This is a genomic window from Denitratisoma sp. DHT3, from assembly GCF_007833355.1.
Classification (GTDB): domain Bacteria; phylum Pseudomonadota; class Gammaproteobacteria; order Burkholderiales; family Rhodocyclaceae; genus Denitratisoma.
On the sequence record NZ_CP020914.1, the window covers coordinates 980201 to 1001432 of the forward strand.

Genomic DNA, 21232 nt, shown 5'->3' on the forward strand with positions numbered 1-21232 from the left:
TCCGGAGATCGAGCCATGGGACAATTGAAGACGACCCAATCGACAGCGGTGGCCAAGGTCTCCGCCGCCCAGGAAGCGGTTCAGCAATACCTGACCTTTCTCCTCTCGGGCGAGATGTACGCGGTGGGTATCCTCAACGTCAAGGAAATCATCGAGTACGGTCAGTTGACCGAAATCCCGATGATGCCGGCGTTCATCCGCGGCGTGATCAATCTGCGGGGCAGCGTGGTGCCGGTCATCGATCTGGCCGCCCGCTTCGGCGGGCAGCAGACGGCGGTATCCCGCCGCACCTGCATCGTGATCATCGAATTGACGGGGAGCGGAAACTCCGCCGAGGACCGCCACGACGTCGGCGTCGTGGTCGACGCGGTCTCGGAAGTGCTGGAGGTTTCCAGCGCCGACATCGAGCCCCCACCCGCCTTTGGCGCCAACATCAGGGCCGATTTCATCGATGGCATGGGAAAGATCGCCGGCAAGTTCGTGATCATCCTCAATATCCAACGGGTGCTCTCCATCGACGAGATCGCCCAACTCGCCACCTTGAAGGAGCACGGCACGGAGGCCGCCGCCGAAGCCGCCTGACCGGGAGGCGATGCAGCTCGCTGCGCTCGGATGTTTTGGGAGCTTCGTGATGGCGCCGAGGGGTTGCGGCTGACGCCGCGTGCCGCTCTCCCTTGGGGCGGCCCGGCGGAAAAGCTCGTTCTTCACGCTAACCCACAACAGGAAAAACAAGATGGCACTGAGTTCGATACGCGTACGGCTGCTGCTTTTGTTCTCTGCCCTGGCGCTTGGGATAGCGTGGTATCTATTCGTCGACTTGCGCGGTGAAACCGCTCGATTGCAGGAAGGTGGCCAAATCTCCGCATTGAGCGAGATTGCCGTCGGCAGCAGCGCGCTCATCCATGAATTGCAGAAGGAGCGGGGCATCTCCGCCGGCTTCATCGGCTCCCAGGGCGGGAAATTCCGCGCCGAACTCGACAAGCAGCGCCAGGACACGGATCTTCAGCGCAAGGCCCTGACCGAGAAATTTCCCCGGCTCGCACCGGACTTGCCTGCCGCCATTGCCGACGAAATCCGCAAAGCCAATACCGCACTCGCCACCATCGACGGCAAGCGCCAGGAAATCAGCCGTTTGAGCCTGGCCGGTCCGGATTCGTTCGCATTTTTCACCGGCGCCATCGATGCCTATCTGCGCGCCGTGACGGGTATTTCCCCTACGCTCTCCGACGCCGAAATGATGCGGGCGTTTTCCACCTACACCATGTTCCTCGGCGCCAAGGAACAGGCAGGAAGAGAGCGTGCGACCAGCAATGCCGCGCTCGCCGCCGACAAGCCGCTCGACCTGCCCCTGCTGCGCCGCCTGATCGGCATTCTGACCAGTCAGGAGAATTATTTGGCGCAATTCCGCATCGTCGCCACTGAAGCGCAGAACGCGGCGCTCGACAGGCTGCTGGACAGCCAGGCCAGCCGCGACACGGCCGCCATGCGCAAACAAATCCTGGAAAAGTCGGCGGAAGGCAATTTCGGCATCCAGCCTGCGGCATGGTTCGCCACCATCACCGAAAAAATCGACGCCATGAAGGCGATGGAAGACGCCATCGCGGCGGACATCACCACCCGCACCGACGCGCTCCAGCACAGCGCCCGGCAAGGCCTGTTCCTCTCGATATTCTCCTCCCTGCTCGTGGGCGCCCTTACCGCGGTCTTCGTGCTGCTGCTGACGCGTACCCTGCGCGCCGTCCAGGGCGCCACCGAAAACGCCCATCGCATCGCGACCGGCGATCTGGGCAAGACGCCCACCGTGACCCGCGAGGACGAAATCGGCAAGCTGGAACAAGCGGTGGCCGACATCCATTTCCGGATTTCTGCCTTGATCGAGGACACCCGCAATCTCGAAGAGGCCGCCATCCACGGCCAACTCACCCAACGCGCCGACGCATCGCGCCATCAGGGCGACTATCGAAAAATCGTCCAGGGCTTCAACGACACCCTCGACGCGGTGATCGGCCCGCTGAACGTTGCCGCGGACTACGTCGACCGCATCGCCAGCGGCAACATCCCGCCCAGGATCACCGATACCTACAACGGCGACTTCAACACCATCAAGAACAACCTCAACCAGGCCATCGACGCCGTCAACGCCCTCGTCGCCGACGCCAACACCCTCTCCGCCGCCGCCGTCGCCGGCAAGCTCGAAACCCGCGCCGACGCCTCACGCCATCAGGGCGACTATCGCAAGATCGTCGCCGGCGTCAATGACACCCTCGACGCCGTCATCGGCCCCATCAACGACGTCCAGCGCGTCATGGGCGCCATGGAACAGGGTGACATGACCCAGACCATCACCCGCGCCTACCAGGGCGATTTCGACACCCTCAAGCTGGCCATCAACAACACCATCGCCAAGCTCTCGGACACCATCTCCCAGATCAACACCGCCGCCGATGCCCTCAACAACGCCGCCGGACAGGTCTCGGCCACCGCCCAGAGCCTCTCCCAGTCGTCTTCCGAGCAGGCCGCATCGGTCGAGGAAACCACCGCCTCCGTGGAGCAGATGACCGCGTCCATCAACCAGAACACCGAAAACGCCAAGATCACCGACGACATGGCCTCCAAGTCCGCCGTCGAGGCCCAGGAGGGCGGCGAGGCCGTGAAGGAGACCGTCGAGGCGATGAAGCAGATCGCCGGCAAGATCGGCATCATCGACGACATCGCCTATCAGACCAACCTCCTGGCGCTCAACGCCGCGATCGAGGCCGCCCGCGCCGGCGAGCACGGCAAGGGCTTCGCCGTGGTCGCCGCCGAGGTCAGGAAACTCGCCGAGCGCTCCCAGGTCGCCGCCCAGGAAATCGGCGAACTCGCCGGCTCCTCCGTCAAGATGGCGGAAAAGGCCGGTACTCTGCTCGACGAGATGGTCCCTTCCATCAAGAAGACTTCCGATCTCGTCCAGGAGATCGCCTCCGCCTCCCAGGAACAGTCCTCCGGCGTCGGCCAGATCAACGGCGCCATGGGCCAGCTCAACAAGGCCACCCAGCAGAACGCCTCCGCTTCCGAGGAACTCGCCGCCACCGCCGAGGAAATGGGCGGACAGGCCTCTCAGCTCCAGCAATTGATGGGCTTCTTCTCCGTCGACGGCAAAACCGGAGGAACGGCTGCGGCGGGCATGTCCAGCGGTGCTTACCATGCTCCACATGCCCCAATGGCCGCCCGCCCCCGTCAGTTCTCGGTGATTCAAGGCAACCCCGAACCGCGGCACGCCGCGACCGACGCGCCGGCAGTCCACCTGGCGATCACCCCCGAGGTGCTGGACAAGGCGATCGATGCCCATACCCAGTGGAAAACCCGGCTGCGCCAGTGCATGAGCGATCCCGGCAAATGCCCCGACCCCGCGGTGGTGGAAAAGGCCAACGTCTGCGGCCTCGGCCAATGGATCTACGGCGACGGCGCCAAACTGAGTTCGGAATCCATGTACCAGCAGCTCCGCCAGGATCACGTCCAGTTTCACAAATGCGCCGCGCAAATCATCCGCACCATCCAGCGCGGCGACCTGTCCGAAGCCCAGCGCATCATGGAAACCGACTATCGGAAAGTGTCGACGGCCGTGGTGTCGATGCTGAGCCGGATGAAAAAATATTGCCAGTAACACGCCGTGCCGGCCCGGAAAGCACCGGCCGGCACCTCCCCGATAGCGACTACCCGATTCCGCCGTGCTCAATTCACCAGAAATCACCGACGCCGAATTCGCCCAGTTCCAGAAACTGATCTACAAGATCGCGGGCATCAGCATGTCCGACGCCAAGAAGATCCTGCTGGTAGGACGCCTTTCCAAGCGCCTGCGCCATTACAACTTCTCCAGTTATGGCCAGTACTACCGCCTTGTCACGAGCGGTACGGCCGACCAGGAGCTTCAGCTCATGGTGGATCTGCTGACCACCAACGAGACCTATTTTTTCCGCGAGGGCAAGCACTTCGACTTCCTCAGGAACGTCGCCGCCGCGCACCCCGCGGGCCGGCCCTTCAATGTCTGGAGCGCCGCGGCCAGCACGGGCGAGGAAATCTATACCATCTGCATGGTGCTGGCGGACGTGCTGGGCATCGACGGGAACTGGACCGTCACCGGCTCCGACATCAATCTCTCGGTGCTGAAAACCGCCGAGGCGGGCCATTACGTCCTGGACCGCACGCGCGGCCTGCCGCCGGAATACCTGCGCAAATACTGCCTGAAAGGCGTGCGGGAGCAGGAAGGCACCTTCCTCATCGACAAGCGGCTGCGCGACCATACCCGCTTTCTACAGGTCAATCTCAATAATCAACTGCCCGAACTCGGCCCTTTCGAGGTCATCTTCCTGCGCAATGTGATGATCTACTTCGATCAGGAGACCAAGCGGCGGGTGGTTGGACGGCTCATCCAGAAACTGCGCCCGGGCGGATGTTTCATCGTCGGCCATTCCGAAACCCTGAACGGCATCAATGACGAGGTGCGGGCGGTACACCCAACGATTTATCGCAAGCCATGAACACGAAGATCAAGGTAATGGTGGTGGATGACTCCGCCGTGGTGCGCCAGGCCGCGCGCGAGATACTCGCCAAGTATCCCGAAATCGAGGTCCTGGGCGCGGCGGCCGACCCGATTTTCGCCCTGGAAACCATGAAGCGTGCCTGGCCCGACGTGATCGTGCTGGACATTGAAATGCCGCGCATGGATGGCATCACCTTCCTCAAGAAGATCATGGCCGAGCACCCCACGCCGGTCGTGATCTGCTCGACCCTGACGGAAAAGGGAGCGCAGACCACCATCGAGGCCATGGCCGCCGGCGCCGTCACCATCATCACCAAACCCAAGATGGGCCTCAAGCAGTTCCTGACGGATTCCTCCGCCGACATGGTGGCCGCCATCAAGGCCGCCGCCCAGGCCAACGTCAGGCGCCTGGGCACTGTCCGCAATGCGCCGGGCAGCGCGCCGCCGCCCCCCAAGCTGACCGCGGATGCGGTCCTGGCGGCCAGGGCCGCATCGTCGACAGCCATGAGCCAGACCACGGACCGGGTGATCGCCATCGGCACGTCCACCGGCGGCACCCAGGCCCTGGAGGCGGTGCTCACCCGCTTGCCGGCGGTCTGCCCCGGCATCGTGATCGTGCAGCACATGCCGGAAAAGTTCACCGCCATGTTCGCCCAGCGTCTGGACAGCCTGTGCAAGATCGAAGTGCGGGAAGCCAGGAACGGCGACCGGGTGATCCCGGGCCGGGCGCTGATCGCGCCCGGCGGCCGCCACATGATGTTGAAGCGCAGCGGCGCCCAATACCAAGTGGAGGTCGCCGACGGTCCGCTGGTCAATCGGCACAAGCCTTCGGTGGACGTGCTGTTCCGCTCGACGGCGCAGGTGGCCGGCAAGAATGCGCTGGGCATCATCATGACGGGCATGGGAGACGACGGCGCGCGCGGGCTGAAGGAAATGCACGACGCCGGCGCCCCCACCATCGCCGAGGACGAGTCGACCTGCGTGGTGTTCGGCATGCCCAAGGAAGCGATCAAGGCCGGCGCCGTGGACAAGGTGGTGCCATTGCACCGCATCCCCGACGAGATCATCGGCTATGGCGCATGAGCGGCCATCCGATCCATGCGGGGCAATCTGAATCCTTGACCAAAGTGTATTCTTGGCATCGAAACGCGGATCCAGGAGATTGATGTGACCAACCCGCTCGATACATGCCTGATGCCGATCATCGACCGTCATCGCCGGGACGGCACGCGGCTGGTGCAGATACTGTGGGATGTCCAGGATCAGCTCGGCTGGCTTCCCCCCGAGGCCCTGACCCGGATCGCCGAGGCCGTCGGCTGGCCCCGCGCGAACGTGGAGAGCACCGCCGGTTTCTACAGCTTTTTCCACACCCGTCCCATGGGCCGGTACCGCGTTCTCTGGAGCGACAACATCACCGACCGGATGCTGGGCAGCCAGGACTTGATGCAGACCCTGTGTCAAAAGCTCTGGCTGGAACCGGGCCGGGTCTCCGAGGACGGTCTGGTCAGCGTCGACACCACGTCCTGCACCGGCCTGTGCGACCAGGGGCCGGCGCTCCTGGTCAACTACCGGGCCATGCCCGGGGCGACGCCGGAGCGGGTGGACAAGATCGCCAGCCTGATCCGGAACCGGGTTCCCCTGGCCGACTGGCCCCAGGAATGGTTCCGCATCGAGGACAACATCCGTCGCCGCGACGTCCTGCTCGGCCACGATCTGGTGCCCGGCGAAGCGCTGTCCGCCGCCCTGGCGCGGGGGGCGGAGGCGATGATCGCCGAAGTCAAGCGCGCCAACCTGCGCGGGCGCGGCGGCGCCGGCTTCGGCACCGCCGCCAAATGGGAAGCCTGCCGTCAGGCGCCGGGCGACCGGCGTTACGTCGTCTGCAATGCCGACGAAGGGGAACCCGGCACCTTCAAGGATCGGGTGCTGCTGACCCGCCACGCCGACCTGGTGTTCGAAGGCATGACCATCGCCGGCCACGCCATCGGCGCGGCCAGCGGCCTGCTATATCTGCGCGGCGAATACCGCTATCTGAAGGACGATCTGGAGGCGGTCCTGGCGCGGCGACGGCGCGACGGCCTGCTGGGCGAGAACATTCTCGGCACCCGCTTCGCTTTCGAGATCGAAATCCACCTGGGGGCCGGCGCCTACGTCTGCGGCGAGGAATCGGCCTTGATCGAGTCGCTCGAAGGCAAGCCGGGCAAACCCCGGATCCGCCCCCCCTTCCCCGTGGTCCGGGGCTACCTCGGGCAGCCGACAGCGGTCAACAACGTGGAAACCCTGGCCGCCGCCTGCCTGGTTGCCGCCCACGGCGGCGAGTGGTTCGCCGCCATCGGCACGGCGAAGTCGACGGGCACCAAGCTGCTGTCGATTTCCGGCGACGTGGCGCGGCCCGGCATTTACGAGTATCCCTTCGGCGTCAGCGTCGCCCAGGTGCTGGCCGACTGCGGCGCGAACGATCCGCAGGCGGTGCAGGTTTCCGGCGCGGCCGGCGTCTGCCTCGCCGGCAACGAGCTCTCCCGCCGCATCGCCTTCGAGGACATCCCCACCGCCGGCTCCTTCATGGTCTTCGACCACAGCCGCGACATGTTCGACGTGGCGCGGAATTTCGTCGACTTCTTCGCCCACGAGTCCTGCGGTTTCTGCACGCCGTGCCGGGTCGGCACGGCGATCAACAAGCGGCTGATGCGGAAGATCGCCGATGGCCAGGGTTCCCCCTACGACATCGACGAGATGTTCAAGCTGCACCGCCTGATGCAGGGCACCAGCCATTGCGGTCTGGGCAACAGCGCCAGCAGCGCCCTGTTCGACACCCTGACCAAATTCAAGCCGGCCTTCGAGCGACGCCTGCGATCCCTGGAATATGAGCCGGGCTTCGACCTGGACCACGCCCTGTCCCACGCCCGGCAGATGACCGGCCGCGACGATCCGGGCGCCCATCTGAACCAGGAGGCCGAAGCATGAGCGACTCTCCCGCCCTGCCCGTCTTCATTCTCGACGACGAGGAAATCCCCTTCACGCCGGGCCAGACCATCATCCAGGCGGCCCGTGCCGCCGGCAAGTACATTCCCCATCTGTGCTGGCATCCGGACTTCGCGGCCCATGGCTCCTGCAAGCTATGCACCGTCAAGGTCGACGGCCGCATGGGCGCGGCCTGCACCGTCGAGGCGCGCGCCGGACAGGTCGTGGAGAACCGCGGTCCGGAGCTGGACGACAAGCGCCGCACCCTGCTGCAGATGCTGTTCGTCGAAGGCAACCACTTCTGCCCATCCTGCGAGAAAAGCGGCGACTGCGTCCTCCAGGCGACCGCCTACGAGCTGGGCATGATGTCGCCGCATTTCGACCATTTCTATCCCGATCGGCCGGTGGATGCCTCCCATCCCGACGTGCTGCTCGATTTCAACCGCTGCATCATGTGCGAGCTATGCACGCGGGCCAGTCGCGACGTGGACGGCAAGAACGTCTTCGCCCTTTCCGGACGGGGCACCGCTTCCCATCTGATCGTCAACAGCGAATCGGGGCGCCTGGCGGATACCGATTTTTCGGTGCATGACCGGGCGGCCAGCATCTGTCCGGTCGGCGTCATCCTGAAGAAGCGGGTGGGTTTCGCCACGCCGATCGGCCAACGCCGGTTCGATGTCCGCCCCATCAGCGCCCAGGTCGAGGAGGATATCTGATGGATGCGCCGAAGAAAAAACTGCGCGTCGCCACCACCTCGCTTGCCGGCTGCTTCGGTTGCCACATGTCCTTCCTCGACATCGACGAACGCCTGATGGCGCTGCTGGAGCTGGTGGAGTTCGATCGTTCCCCGCTGACCGACATCAAGCATTGCGGCCCCTGCGACCTGGGCCTGATCGAGGGCGGTGTCTGCAATGCGGAAAACGTCCATGTGCTGCGGGAGTTCCGCAGGAACTGCAAGATCCTGGTCGCCGTCGGCGCCTGCGCCATCAACGGTGGCCTGCCGGCGCAGCGCAACCACCTGGACCTGCGGGACATTCTCGCGGAGGTTTATCACACCAGCCCTGGGCTGGCGCCCGGCAGCGCCATCCCCAGCGACCCGGAGCTGCCCCTGCCGCTGAACAAGGTGCATCCGATCCACGAAGTGGTGAAGATCGACTACTTCCTCCCGGGCTGCCCGCCCTCCGGCGACGCGATCTGGGAATTCCTCACCGATCTGCTGGCCGGCCGCACCCCGGTGATGGGGCATGGTCTGCTGCATTACGACTGACAAAACCATGGGTCACAGAGGACACAGGGAAAACCCAGTTCGAGTTTGTCGCGCCTTTTCTCTGTGTGCTCTGCGTCCTCTGTGGCAAAAAGGTTTACTTCCATGACCCACGAACTCGAAACCGCCGACACCGCCGGTAAGAACCTGAGGCGAGTCGCCATCGACCCGGTCTCCCGGGTGGAGGGCCACGGCAAGGTGACGATCCTGCTCGACGAAAACGACAAGGTGCACCAGGTGCGGCTGCACATCGTCGAGTTCCGCGGGTTCGAACGCTTCATCCAGGGGCGGCCCTATTGGGAGGTGCCGGTGATGGTGCAGCGCCTGTGCGGCATCTGCCCGGTCTCCCACCACCTGGCGGCATCCAAGGCGCTGGACGTGGTGCTGGGCGCGGAACGCCTGACGCCGGCGGCGGAGAAACTGCGCCGGCTGATGCATTACGGCCAGATCCTCCAGTCCCACGCCCTGCACTTCTTCCACCTGTCCTCGCCGGACCTGTTGTTCGGCTTCGATTCCGAAGTGGGCAAGCGCAACATCGTCGGCGTGGCCGCGCAATACCCGGACATCGCCAAAAAGGGCGTGCTGCTGCGCAAGTACGGCCAGGAGGTGATCCGCATGACCGCCGGCAAGCGGGTCCACGGCACCGGCGCCGTCCCCGGCGGGATGAACAAGGCCCTGACCCGCGCCGAGCGGGACGCCCTGCGCGCCGATGTCTACCAGATGGTGGCCTGGAGCCGCGAGGCCGTCGCCATCATCAAGCAGCTGCATCGGCAGAACCCGGCCCTCTACGACGGCTTCGGCGCCTTTCGCTCCAACTTCATGAGCCTGGTGGCGCCGGACGGCGCCATGGATTTGTATCACGGCGCCCTGCGCGCACGGGACGCGGACGGGAAGATCATCTTCGACCAGGTCGATTACCAGCGTTACGACCAGGTGATCGCCGAGGAGGTGAAGCCCTGGAGCTACATGAAGTTCCCCTTCCTGCAGCAGCTCGGTCCCGAGGACGGCTGGTACAAGGTGGGGCCCCTGGCCCGGGTGCAGAACTGCGACAGCATCCCCACGCCCTTCGCCGAAGCCGAGCGGCGGGAGCTGGCCGCCCATGCCGGCGCCGGGCCGCTGCACGCCACCCTGGGCTACCACTGGGCGCGGATGATCGAAATGCTGTTCGCCGCGGAGACCATCAAGGATCTGCTCGGCGACGACGACCTGGAAAGCGGCGACCTGCTCCGCGGCGGCGAGCGGCGCAAGGAAGGCGTCGGGGTGATCGAGGCGCCCCGCGGCACCCTGTTCCATCATTACCGGGTGGAGGACAACGATCTGGTGACCATGGCCAACCTGATCGTCTCCACCACCCACAACAACCAGGCGATGAACACGGCGGTGCGCGAGGTGGCGAAGAAGTACCTGGACGGCCGCGAACTCACCGAGGGGCTGTTGAACCATATCGAGGTCGCCATCCGCGCCTTCGACCCCTGCCTGTCCTGCGCCACCCACGCCCTGGGGCGGATGCCCCTGGAAGTCCGCCTGGAAAACCACGAGGGGGACTTGCTGGACCGTCTGCGAAAGGATGCCGGCGGTGCCGTTTCCCGCTCATGACGCTACGGTTGCCGGGTTGACTGCCCCCACGCTGATTTTCGGCTGGGGCAATCCCAGCCGCGGCGACGACGCCCTCGGTCCGCGCTTCGTCGAGGCCGTCGAGACGCTGGTCCAGCGCCATCCCGAGTGGGGGCCGGTGGATTGCCTGACCGATTTCCAGCTCCAGGTGGAACATGCGCTGGATTTGCAGGGGCGCCGCCGAGTGCTGTTCGTCGATGCCAGCCTGAGCGCCGCGCCGCCGTTCACCGTGGAAACCATCGTTCCGGCCCGGGACGGCAGCTTCACTTCCCACGCGATGTCGCCTCAAGCCATATTGCAGGTGTATTGCGATCTGGAGGACGTTTCGCCTCCGACCGCCTGCCTGCTGGCCATCCGGGGCGAGGATTTCGAACTGGGCCAGCCCCTCTCCACGGCGGCCCGGCATCACCTGGAAAGCGCCCTGGCCTGGACTGCCGGCTGGCTGGAGCGGAATCATGCGGACTGCTGACCGTTGCGCCCGAAGCTCGACCTGGCGTCGCATCACGTTCTTTCACGGTAAGGAAAATCCGCTGTTGTGACGCCACCCGACTATTCATCGCTTTCGCCCAGGGATCTCGAGCGCCTCGCGCTGCACATCAACCCTGGCGGCTGGTCGGTCGAAGCCGACCGTCCCATCACGACCCTGCTCGGCTCCTGCGTGGCGGTCTGCCTCTACGATCCCAAGCTGCGCCTGGGAGGCATGAATCATTTCCTGCTGCCCAGCATCAGCCGCTCCGCCAATGCGGATATCGACGTGATCCTCAACGGCGACTATGCGATGGAGGTTCTGGTCAATGCCCTGTTGGACAAGGGCGCCCAAAAGCGGCGCCTGGTGGCCAAGGCCTTCGGCGGCGGCAACATTGTGAACTCGATCCAGATGGCGATCGGCGATCGCAACGCCCAGTTCGCCAAGGAGTGGCTGGAACGGGAAGGCATTCCGCTGCTGGCCTCGGATTTCGGCGGCGCCTGGTCGCGCAAGGTGATCTGCGTGCCGAGCAGCGGCGATGCCTATTGCCGCCGTACCCCGATCACCCGGCCGGATGTGGCCGCCATCGTGAAAGCCGAAAAGGAATACGAACAGAGCCTGCTGAAACCGGCCAAGACCAGCCGCATCGAATTGTTCTGAGACGGCGCCACGCGCAGCCGGCCCAACGCATCGAAATCCTTCTTCAATAAAAGACGAACACCATGCTGGACATCGACGAATACATCGAAAACAAGACCTATGACGAAATCCAGGTGGGCGACACGGCCTCGCTCTCCCGCGTGCTGACCACCGAGGACATCCAGATGTTCGCCGTGATCTCCGGCGACATCAGCCCCACCCACCTCGATCCGGAATACGCCAAGTCCTTCGCCTTCCGCGAGGTCGTCGCCCACGGCATGTGGCCGGGCGTGCTGATCACCACCACCCTCGGCACCCAATTGCCGGGGCCGGGAGTGATCTTCATCGACCAGTCGATCCATTTCTCGCGGCCGGTGCGGGTGAACGACACGGTCACGGTGACGGTCACCTGCCAGCGCAAGTTCGATCACAACCATCACATCATTTTCGACTGCGTCTGCCACAACCAGGACGGCGCCCGGGTGATCCACGGCACCGCCGAAGTGAAAGCGCCGATCGAAAAGGTGCGGCGCCCCAAGATGCGGCTGCCGGACCTGAAACTCACCGCGACCAAGAAGTCCCGCTACGAACATCTGCTCACCATGACCACCGGCCTGAGCGCGATTCCGATGGCCGTGGTCCATCCCTGCGACAAGGAGTCGCTGGGTGGCGCGCTTCTGGCGCGCGATGAAGGACTGATCGAGCCGTTGCTGGTGGGACCGGAGGAAAAGATCCGCGCCCTGGCCGAGCAGATGGGCGCCGACCTCAAGGGCTGCCAGCTCGTCCCCACCCCCCACAGCCATGCCTCCGCGGAAACCGCCGTCGCCCTGGCGCGCCAGGGCAAGGCCGCGGCCCTGATGAAAGGCTCCCTGCACACCGACGAGTTGATGGCCGCGGTGGTGGACAAGGAAACCGGCCTGCGCACCGCACGGCGGGTGAGCCATGTGTTCCTGATGGACGTGCCCACCTATCCCCGTCCCCTCCTGATCACCGACGCCGCGGTGAATATCGAACCGACGCTGGAAGACAAGGTGGATATCTGCCAGAACGCCATCGACCTGGCGCGGATGCTCAAGATCGACCAGCCCCGGGTGGCGATCCTGGCGGCGGTGGAGACGGTGAATCCGAAAATGCGCGCCACGCTGGACGCCGCCGCCTTGTGCAAGATGGCGGACCGGGGGCAGATCACCGGCGGCGTCCTCGACGGCCCGCTGGCCTTCGACAATGCGATCTCCCTGGTGGCGGCCAAGACCAAGGGCATCCAGTCGCCAGTGGCCGGGCAGGCCGACATCCTGCTGGTGCCCGACATCGAATCCGGCAACATGCTGGCCAAGCAGCTCGAATACCTGGCCGACGCCCTGGCCGCCGGCATCGTGCTGGGCGCCCGGGTGCCCATCGTGCTGACCAGCCGCGCCGACAGCGCCCGCACCCGCACCATCTCCACCGCCATCGCCGTGGTGATGGCGCATGCCCGCCGCGCCGCCAAGAACTGACGGCCCGGCCTGCCACTCCCCGTGCTTCCAATGAACGACGCGATCCTCACCCTCAACGCCGGCTCCTCCTCGATCAAGTTCTCCCTTTACGCCCTGCGCGATCCGCTGCCGGAACAGGCCGAAATGACGGGCCAGATCGACGGCATCGGCACCCGCCCCCACATCAAGGCCCGGGACGGGAGCGGCCAGGTCCTGGACGACGTGGATGTTCCGCTGCGCGGCGATGCCGACGCCCAGCACCATGCCGCCTTCGAATTCCTGATGGAATGGCTGCGCGGCCACGAAGCCGGCTGGCGCATCGTGGGCGTCGGTCACCGGGTGGTGCATGGCGCCGACCGCTATTCCCGCCCCCTGCTGCTGGACGACGAGAACATCGCCGTGCTGCAAAGCTTCATCTCCCTGGCGCCGCTGCACCAGCCGCACAACCTGGAGGGCGTCGCGGCCCTGCGCGCCTGCCTGCCCGACGTTCCCCACGTCGGATGCTTCGACACCGCCTTCCACGCCACCCAGGCGCCGGTCGCCACGCGCTACGCCCTGCCGCGCCGCATCACCGACCTGGGCGTGCGCCGCTACGGCTTCCACGGCCTGTCCTATGAATACATCGCCGCCACGCTGCCCCGCCATCTGGGCGCCAGGGCCGGCGGCCGGGTGATCGTCGCCCATCTGGGCAACGGCGCCTCGCTGTGCGCCCTGCGGGAAGGCCGGAGCGTCGCCACCACGATGGGATTCACCGCCCTCGAGGGTCTGATGATGGGTACCCGCACCGGCAGCATCGATCCGGGCGTCCTGCTGTACCTGATGGAGTACCAGGGCATGGACGCCGCGGCCCTGACCCGCCTGTTGTACAAGGAATCCGGACTGCTGGGCGTCTCCGGCATTTCCCAGGACATGCGCACCCTTCTGGCCTCCGCGGCGCCGACGGCCCGCGAAGCGGTGGAATTGTTCTGCTACCGCATCGTGCGCGAGATCGGGTCGCTTGCGGCCGCCCTGGGCGGACTGGACGCCCTGGTGTTCACCGCCGGCATCGGCGAGCACGCGGCGCCGGTGCGCCAGCAGGTCTGTGCCGACCTCGCCTGGCTGGGCATCGAACTGGACCCGACAGCCAATGCCACCGACGCCCGTTGCATCTCCCCCACCGGAGCCGCCACCCCGGTGCTGGTGTTGCCCACCAACGAGGAATGGATGATCGCCCGGCACACCGCGACCATGATCGCCGGCCCCACACCCGTCGCCGGAGAGAGACACGCTTTTTGAATCAGCGACTTATTTCCGTCGTCATGTTCCATGCCCGAATTCGCGATGCCGAGACGACGATCAGCGGGGCGAAAAACCGGCTTTTCCCGAGCTTCTGAACGGCCCCCGCACCTACTATATCTAGTGCGTACCGTACCAACGACGCACCAGATATAGTGCAAACCAGCGCAAACCCTTGTTTTTACTACAAGCGAAATATTTCACTTTGAATCCCGGAAAGACGTGACTATCCTGTTCCGTCGGCTGTATCGGATCAACTTTTTCTTCGGATCAAAAAATGACAACAGAACTCCACGGCACCGAGGAACCCCAGCAATACATCGGCCAACTTGGCCTGCCTCTGCCCCAGGAAATCTCGGGCGAGGTTCTGCTGGAGAAATATGCAAAAGGCAATGAGCGCGACGTGCATGAAGTCCGCGCCCGGGTCGCCCGCGCACTGGCCGCCAACGAAACGGACGAGAAGCGCGCCCATTGGGAAGCCCGCTTCCTCGACGCCCAGGAGCACGGCTTCGTGCCCGCCGGCCGCATCAACTCCGCCGCCGGCACCGACCTGCGCGCCACCCTGATCAACTGTTTCGTGCAGCCGGTCGGCGACTCGGTGGGCGAGACCGTCGATGGCCGTCCCGGCATCTACACCGCCCTGGCCCAGGCCGCCGAGACCATGCGCCGGGGCGGCGGCGTCGGCTACGACTTCTCCTCCATCCGGCCGGTGGGCGCCCTGGTCAAGGGCACCCAGTCGCGCGCCTCCGGCCCCATTTCCTTCATGCGCGTGTTCGACCGCTCCTGCGAGACCGTGGAGTCCGCCGGCGCCCGGCGCGGCGCCCAGATGGGCGTGCTGCGCTGCGACCACCCGGACATCGAGGCCTTCATCCACGCCAAGGACCAGGGCGACCTGACCAATTTCAACATTTCCGTCGGCGTCACCGACGCCTTCATGCAGGCCGTGGAGAGCGACGGCTACGCGGAGCTGGCGCACCGCGCCGAGCCCACCGGCGACGTCAAGGCCGAAGGCGCCTACCAGCGCGAGGACGGCCTGTGGGTCTACCGCAAGGTGCGGGCCCGCGACCTGTGGGACCAGATCATGCGTTCCACCTACGATCATGCCGAACCGGGCATCCTGTTCCTGGACCGCATGAACCGGGACAACAACCTCTACTACTGCGAGACCATCGAGGCCACCAACCCCTGCGCCGAGCAGCCCCTGCCGCCCTACGGCTGCTGCTGCCTGGGTTCCATCAACCTGACCCTGTTCGTCGAGGCGCCCTTCACCGAGCAGGCCAGCTTCAATTTCGCCGGCTTCGCCCAGGTCATCCAGACCTCGGTGCGCATGCTGGACAACGTGCTCGACACCACCCACTGGCCCCTGGAGCAGCAGCAGAACGAGGCGCGCAACAAGCGCCGCATCGGCCTGGGCTTCACCGGCCTGGGCGATGCGCTGATCATGCTGCGCCTGAAGTACGACAGCGTCGAGGCGCGGGCCATGGCCACGCGGGTTTCCGAGTTCATGCGCGACCAGGCCTATCTGGCGTCCGTCGAACTGGCCAAGGAACGCGGCCCCTTCCCGCTGTTCAACGCCGACCTGTATCTGTCCGGCGGCAACTTCGCCTCCCGCCTGCCCCAGGAGGTGAAGGACAAGATCCGCAAGCACGGCCTGCGCAACTCCCATCTGCTGTCGATCGCCCCCACCGGCACCATTTCCCTGGCCTTCGCCGACAATGCCTCCAACGGCATCGAGCCGCCCTTCTCCTGGACCTACACCCGCAAGAAGCGCATGGCCGACGGCACCCACAAGGAATACGCGGTGGAGGACTACGCCTGGCGCCTCTACAAGCACATGGGCGGCGACACCGGCAATCTGCCCGACTATTTCGTCACCGCGCTGGAAATCTCCGCCCAGGCCCACAAGGACATGGTGGCGGCGGTGGCGCCCTACATCGACACCTCCATCTCCAAGACGGTGAACGTCCCCGAGGACTACCCCTACGCGGAATTCGAGGATCTCTACATGACCGCCTGGAAGGCGGGGCTGAAGGGCCTGGCCACCTACCGGCCCAACGCCGTGCTGGGCTCGGTGCTCTCGGTGGAATCCAGCACCCAGAAGCAGCCCCAGGACGTCACCATCGACAGCGCCAACCGGCGCATGTCCATCGGCGCCCTGCCGGCGCCGGTGCTGGCCAGCCTGCGCTGGCCGGGCCGTCCCAGCCTGCCGGACGGCAACACCGCCTGGTCCTACATGATCAACACCCCCAATGGCGCCTTCGCCCTCTTCGTCGGCCAGACCGAGAGCGAGACCGGCCGCGGCGTGCCCTTCGAAGTCTGGGTCAATGGCTCCGAGCAGCCGCGCGGCCTGGGCGCGGTGGCCAAGACCCTGTCGATGGACATGCGCGCCAACGACACCGCCTTCCTCAAGCTCAAGCTCGACGCCCTGGCCAGAACCGTGGGCGAGGAAAGCTTCGAGATGCCCTTCCCGCCCAACGGCGAGCACCAGTTGATGCCCGGCGTGGTGGCGGCCTTCGCCCGCGTAGTGCGCTACCGCTGCGAGCGCCTGGACGCCCTCGACGGCGACAACCCGACGCCGGTGCTGGACGCCATGTTCAGCCGCGAGGAACCGAAGACCGGCACCGACGGCACCCTGTCCTGGACGGTGGACATCTCCAACCCGGCCTCCGGCGAGGAGTTCGTCCTCGGCCTGAAGGAAATCACCCTGCCCGACGGCGTCACCCGCCCCTACTCGGTCTGGCTCTCGGGCAACTATCCGCGCGCGCTGGACGGCCTGACCAAGCTGCTGTCGCTGGACATGCGGGTGATGGACCCGGCCTGGATCGGCATGAAGCTCAGGAAGCTGATCGACTATCCGGAGCCCCTGGGCGACTTCATGGCCCGCGTGCCCGGCCAGCAGAAGCAGCAGAACTGGCCCTCCACCGTGGCCTACATCGCCCGGCTGATCATTCACCGCTACTCCATGCTCGGCATCCTGGACGAGAACGGCTTCCCCACCCGGGAGATGGGCATCCTGGAAACCCCGGGAGCGGCGCCCGACAAGGGCGGCGTCAAGATTCAGCAGGGTTCCCTCTGCGGCGAGTGCGGCAACATGACGGTGATCCGCAAGGACGGCTGCGACTTCTGCACCGCCTGCGGCGCCGTCGGCACCTGCGGCTGATCCCCGCCGCATAGATCCGATGCCCATCGGAACGCCCCGCCATCGCAAGGTGGCGGGGCGTTTTTGATCTGGCAACCGCACTGCAGGCAACCGCCGCCGCCGATGCTGGCAGGTCGACTTATTTCAGCCGTGCGTCCCAAGTTATAATTGCCTGGGAAGGCTGGATCGGGTTAATGTGCAACCTCTCGGAAAGCGCGACCACAACGCGCAACGACAGCGCCGGCCACGGATTTTCCGGGCCGAATCCCGATCCCGCCCATCAGCCATCGAACATTCGAGGAGAAGCCATGAAACTTGCAAACAGGATCGCACTGGTCACCGGCGCCGGTTCCGGCATCGGGCGGGCCACGGCCCGCCGCCTGGCCCAGGAAGGCGCCGCCGTGGTGGCGGTGGACCTCAACCAGGCCGCGGCGGAGGACACCATCGACACCGTCAACAGCCGGAACGACTGCCTCGCGCTGGCCTGCAACGTCGCCGACAGCGCGGCGGTGGCGAAGGTGATGGCCCAGGTGGAGCAGCGCTACGGCCGCATCGACATCCTGGTCAACAACGCCGGCATCGGCAGCGCGCCGGGCGACGGCTTTGCCGCGCAACTGGGACGCATGGCGGAGCGCGCCGAACAGATGAAGCGCGGCGAGACGCCCACGGTCCATGCCGACCTGATCACCGACATGGAGGATGACGGCTTCTGGGGCGTGATGAAGGTCAATCTGGGAGGCACCTTCTATTTCTGCCGCGAGGCGGTGCGCCTGATGGCCAAGACCGGCACCCAGGGCTCCATCGTCAATATCGCCAGCACCTCGGCCCTCTCCGGCGAAGGCGCCCTGCACTACGCCGCATCGAAATCCGCGCTGCTGGGCCTGACCAAGAGCCTGGCCCGGGAACTCGCCACACGCGGCATCCGGGTCAATGCCATCTGCCCCGGACCGACCAATACCCCGATCCTCGGCGGCATCGGCGACGACTGGATCCAGGCCATGATCAACGGCACCCTGATCGGCCGCCTCTGCGAGCCCGAGGAAATCGCCGCAACCGTGTCGTTCCTCGCCTCCGGCGAGGGCTCGGCCTTCACCGGCCAGACCTTGGCCGCCAACGGCGGCAGCTATCTGATTTGAACGGGAGAACGAACATGACCCAACGTTTCGCCAACAAGGTCGCCCTGATCACCGGCGGTTCCAGCGGCATCGGCGCCGCCACCGCCAAGCGCCTGGCCGCCGAGGGCGGCATGGCCATGATCTGCGGCCGCCGCCAGCAGCCGCTGGAGGAAGTGGTGGCCGCAATCCGCGCCCAGGGCGGCCAGGCCGACTGGGTGATCGCCGACGTTTCCGACGAGGCGGCCGTCAATGCCGCCGTCGCCGAAACCGTGAAGCGCCACGGCCGGCTCGACATCCTGATCAACAACGCCGCCACCGTGGTCTGGGCGATGATCGAGGGCAGCAATACCGCCGACTGGAACGCCTGCCTGCAGGGTTCGCTCTCCAGCGTCTATTTCGGCACCCGCGCGGTGCTGCCGCAGATGAAGAAACAGGGCGGCGGCGCCATCGTCAACATCTCTTCCGTCTGCGGCCTGCTGGGCTCGCCGGGCATGAGCGCCTACGGCGCGGCCAAGGCCGGCATGATCAGCTTTTCCCAGGTGGCGGCGCTGGAAGGCGCGGCCGACAACATCCGGGTCAATGTGGTGATCCCCGGCATCGTCATGACGCCGCCCACGGCGGCAGTCATGCCCGACGAGAACGCGGTCAAGGCCTCCGCTCGCGCGGTGCCCCTGCGCCGCATCGGCAAACCCGAGGAACTCGCCGCGGCGATCCTGTTCCTGGCCGCCGACGAGGCCTCCTACATCACCGGCACCACCCTGACGGTGGACGGCGGCAAGACCTGCGAACTCAACACCGGCGCCGCCGATTTCAGTTGAACGACCGGCAGCGGTGGCTGCCCTCACCCCCATCCCCTCTCCCACACGTGGGCGAGGGGCGCTTTCGGAAGCCGCCATGCGACTTTCATGGTAACGGAAGGAAATCATTCATGAGCGTGACCCTGTTCGACCCCCTGCAACTCGGCGACATCGCCCTGTCCAACCGCGTGGTGATGGCGCCGATGACGCGCAGCCGCGCCAGCGAGGGCGACATGCCCAACGACCAGATGGTGGAGTACTACCGTCAGCGCGCCACGGCGGGCCTGATCATCACCGAGGGGGTGCATCCCAGCAAGACCGGCAAGGGCTACTGCCGCACGCCGGGGCTGTTCACCGACGCGCAGGTGGCCGGCTGGCGCAAGGTGACCGACGCGGTCCATGCCGAAGGCGGCAAGATCGTCGCCCAGCTGATGCACGTGGGCCGGGTGGCGGCACGTCCCAACAAGGACGCCGACGCCGAGACCGTGGCCCCCTCCGCGATTCGCGCCAACGTCCAGCTGTATACCGACAGCGCCGGCATGGTGGCCACGGAAATGCCCCGCGCCCTGGAAACCCGCGAGATTCCCGGCGTCATCGCCGAGTACGCGCACTCCGCGCGCTGTGCCATGGCGGCCGGTTTCGACGGCGTGGAACTGCATTGCGCCAGCGGCTACCTGCCCGCCCAGTTCCTCCACTCCAGCAGCAACCAGCGCACCGACGCCTACGGCGGCAGCGTCCTGAACCGCATCCGGTTCGTGGTGGAAACCCTGGAAGCCCTTGCCGGCGCCATCGGCGCCGGCAAGGTCGGCTACCGCATCTGCCCGGGCAATCCCTTCAACGACGTGAAGGACGACAATCCCGCCGAAACCTTCGGCGCCCTGCTGGCCGCCACGGCCAACATGGGGCTCTCCTACCTGCATGCGATCCAGATGCCTCAGCTGGGCATCGACTGCCAGGCGCTGGCCCGCCCCCTGTTCAGGAACAACCTGATCATCAACGAGAGCTTCGACCTGGAGAAGGGCCGCCAGGCCCTGGCCGACGGCCAGGCCGACGCGGTGGCCTACGGCCGCCTCTACATTTCGAATCCGGATCTGGTGCGTCGTTTCCGCGAGGGTCTGCCGCTCGCCAGGTTCGATCCCAACACCCTGTATACTCTGGGAGGAAAAGGCTACATCGACTATCCGCCCGCCCCTTGAGGCAGCGCAGTATCATGACCGATGTTCCGCCAGCCGGCCTGCTTCCCGAGGCCGGCATCTCTCCCTGAAGGATCGATGCGCAAGCCCACCCAGATGCCCCACTCGCCCGGCACCCTGCCCAAGCCCCGCAAGACTCCGCGTCAGCAGCGCTCCCAGGCGACGGTGGGCTACATCGTCGAGGCGGCCCGGCAGATCCTCTACAGCGAGGGCGTCGAGGCGGTCACCACGCGCCGGGTGGCGGAACGCTCCGGCGTCGCGGTCGGCTCCCTGTATCAGTACTTCCCCAACCGCGATGCCATCCTGGCGCGCCTTGCCGAGGAAGAAGTGATCCGCGAATCCGCGGCGATGCAGCAGTATTTCAACGAGATCCGCAAGCTGCCGATCCACGAGCATCTGCTCCTGGTCAGCAACCGCATCGTCGAAACCGAACGCCGCATGCTGGCTTTCGGCGGCGATTTCTATCGGCGCTACGTGCAGCATTATCAGGTCGTGCAGCGGGTGGGCAAGATCAATGCGGGGGAAATCCTGGATGTCGAGACGCTGCTGCTCGACAGCCAAAAGAACCTCGAACTGCATGGCGACGAGATCTGCGAAACGGATCTGAAGCTGGCGGCCTATCTGCTGGCGCGCGGCATACCGGCGATGCTGCGCTCCATGGTCTCCGAGCGCCCGGAACTGCTCGCGTCGCCGCGCCTTTCCCTGATCCTGTCGCGACTCTCCCTCGCCATCGTCGATGGCGTGAAAACCGCCGATCCGGAACGCTGACCGGAAAGGCCGC

General features: G+C 65.8%; 17 protein-coding genes. All 17 read left to right on the top strand.

The genetic code is table 11. The features are described from left to right. Positions 1 to 15 precede the first annotated feature (15 nt). The 17 genes from B9N43_RS04475 (at position 16) to B9N43_RS04555 (ending at position 21219) form a co-directional block, all read left to right on the top strand. Positions 16 to 582 carry a chemotaxis protein CheW gene (locus B9N43_RS04475; protein WP_145841116.1) on the top strand — a complete coding sequence of 189 codons (567 nt, stop codon included), beginning with the start codon at positions 16 to 18 and terminating at the stop codon, positions 580 to 582. A 151-nt stretch (positions 583 to 733) separates the two neighbouring features. Next, positions 734 to 3643: a nitrate- and nitrite sensing domain-containing protein gene (locus tag B9N43_RS04480; RefSeq protein ID WP_186453979.1), complete on the top strand. Its 2910-nt coding sequence runs from the start codon at positions 734 to 736 to the stop codon at positions 3641 to 3643. 64 nt (positions 3644 to 3707) lie between these two features. Continuing rightward, positions 3708 to 4517, top strand: coding sequence for a CheR family methyltransferase (locus B9N43_RS04485; RefSeq protein ID WP_145841117.1), 810 nt, complete (start codon positions 3708 to 3710; stop codon positions 4515 to 4517). Further along, entirely contained in the window at positions 4514 to 5602 is a 1089-nt protein-coding gene (locus B9N43_RS04490) for a chemotaxis response regulator protein-glutamate methylesterase (protein ID WP_145841118.1), read from the top strand. The genes B9N43_RS04485 and B9N43_RS04490 overlap by 4 nt, the downstream gene beginning before the upstream one ends. Before the next feature lie 84 nt (positions 5603 to 5686). Beyond that, positions 5687 to 7480, top strand: a complete 1794-nt coding sequence (locus B9N43_RS04495; RefSeq protein WP_315904557.1) for an NAD(P)H-dependent oxidoreductase subunit E — start codon at positions 5687 to 5689, stop codon at positions 7478 to 7480. After that, positions 7477 to 8193, top strand: coding sequence for a 2Fe-2S iron-sulfur cluster-binding protein (locus B9N43_RS04500; protein ID WP_145841119.1), 717 nt, complete (start codon positions 7477 to 7479; stop codon positions 8191 to 8193). Before B9N43_RS04495 ends, B9N43_RS04500 begins: the two co-directional genes overlap by 4 nt. Next, a complete protein-coding gene (locus tag B9N43_RS04505; RefSeq protein WP_145841120.1) occupies positions 8193 to 8744 on the top strand; it encodes an NADP oxidoreductase in 552 nt (183 codons plus the stop codon). Before B9N43_RS04500 ends, B9N43_RS04505 begins: the two co-directional genes overlap by 1 nt. Positions 8745 to 8846: 102 nt before the next feature. After that, positions 8847 to 10337: a Ni/Fe hydrogenase subunit alpha gene (locus B9N43_RS04510; RefSeq protein WP_145841121.1), complete on the top strand. Its 1491-nt coding sequence runs from the start codon at positions 8847 to 8849 to the stop codon at positions 10335 to 10337. A 16-nt stretch (positions 10338 to 10353) separates the two neighbouring features. Further along, positions 10354 to 10824, top strand: coding sequence for a hydrogenase maturation protease (locus B9N43_RS04515; RefSeq protein WP_145841122.1), 471 nt, complete (start codon positions 10354 to 10356; stop codon positions 10822 to 10824). Between the two features lie 66 nt (positions 10825 to 10890). Then, the gene (locus B9N43_RS04520) at positions 10891 to 11481 is read left to right on the top strand and encodes a chemotaxis protein CheD (protein WP_145841124.1); all 591 of its coding nucleotides are present in this window, start codon (positions 10891 to 10893) and stop codon (positions 11479 to 11481) included. A gap of 62 nt (positions 11482 to 11543) precedes the next feature. Beyond that, positions 11544 to 12953: a bifunctional enoyl-CoA hydratase/phosphate acetyltransferase gene (locus B9N43_RS04525; RefSeq protein WP_145841125.1), complete on the top strand. Its 1410-nt coding sequence runs from the start codon at positions 11544 to 11546 to the stop codon at positions 12951 to 12953. A gap of 30 nt (positions 12954 to 12983) precedes the next feature. Further along, entirely contained in the window at positions 12984 to 14207 is a 1224-nt protein-coding gene (locus B9N43_RS04530) for an acetate/propionate family kinase (protein WP_145841126.1), read from the top strand. Positions 14208 to 14484: 277 nt separating this feature from the next. Next, entirely contained in the window at positions 14485 to 17367 is a 2883-nt protein-coding gene (locus B9N43_RS04535) for an adenosylcobalamin-dependent ribonucleoside-diphosphate reductase (RefSeq protein ID WP_145841127.1), read from the top strand. A gap of 287 nt (positions 17368 to 17654) precedes the next feature. Next, complete coding sequence (locus B9N43_RS04540; protein WP_145841128.1) at positions 17655 to 18482, top strand: SDR family NAD(P)-dependent oxidoreductase; 828 nt, start codon at positions 17655 to 17657, stop codon at positions 18480 to 18482. A 14-nt stretch (positions 18483 to 18496) separates the two neighbouring features. Continuing rightward, a complete protein-coding gene (locus tag B9N43_RS04545) occupies positions 18497 to 19279 on the top strand; it encodes an SDR family NAD(P)-dependent oxidoreductase (protein ID WP_145841129.1) in 783 nt (260 codons plus the stop codon). A gap of 110 nt (positions 19280 to 19389) precedes the next feature. Continuing rightward, complete coding sequence (locus B9N43_RS04550; protein ID WP_145841131.1) at positions 19390 to 20454, top strand: alkene reductase; 1065 nt, start codon at positions 19390 to 19392, stop codon at positions 20452 to 20454. 75 nt (positions 20455 to 20529) lie between these two features. Further along, positions 20530 to 21219: a TetR/AcrR family transcriptional regulator gene (locus tag B9N43_RS04555; protein ID WP_186453981.1), complete on the top strand. Its 690-nt coding sequence runs from the start codon at positions 20530 to 20532 to the stop codon at positions 21217 to 21219. Positions 21220 to 21232: the final 13 nt, after the last annotated feature.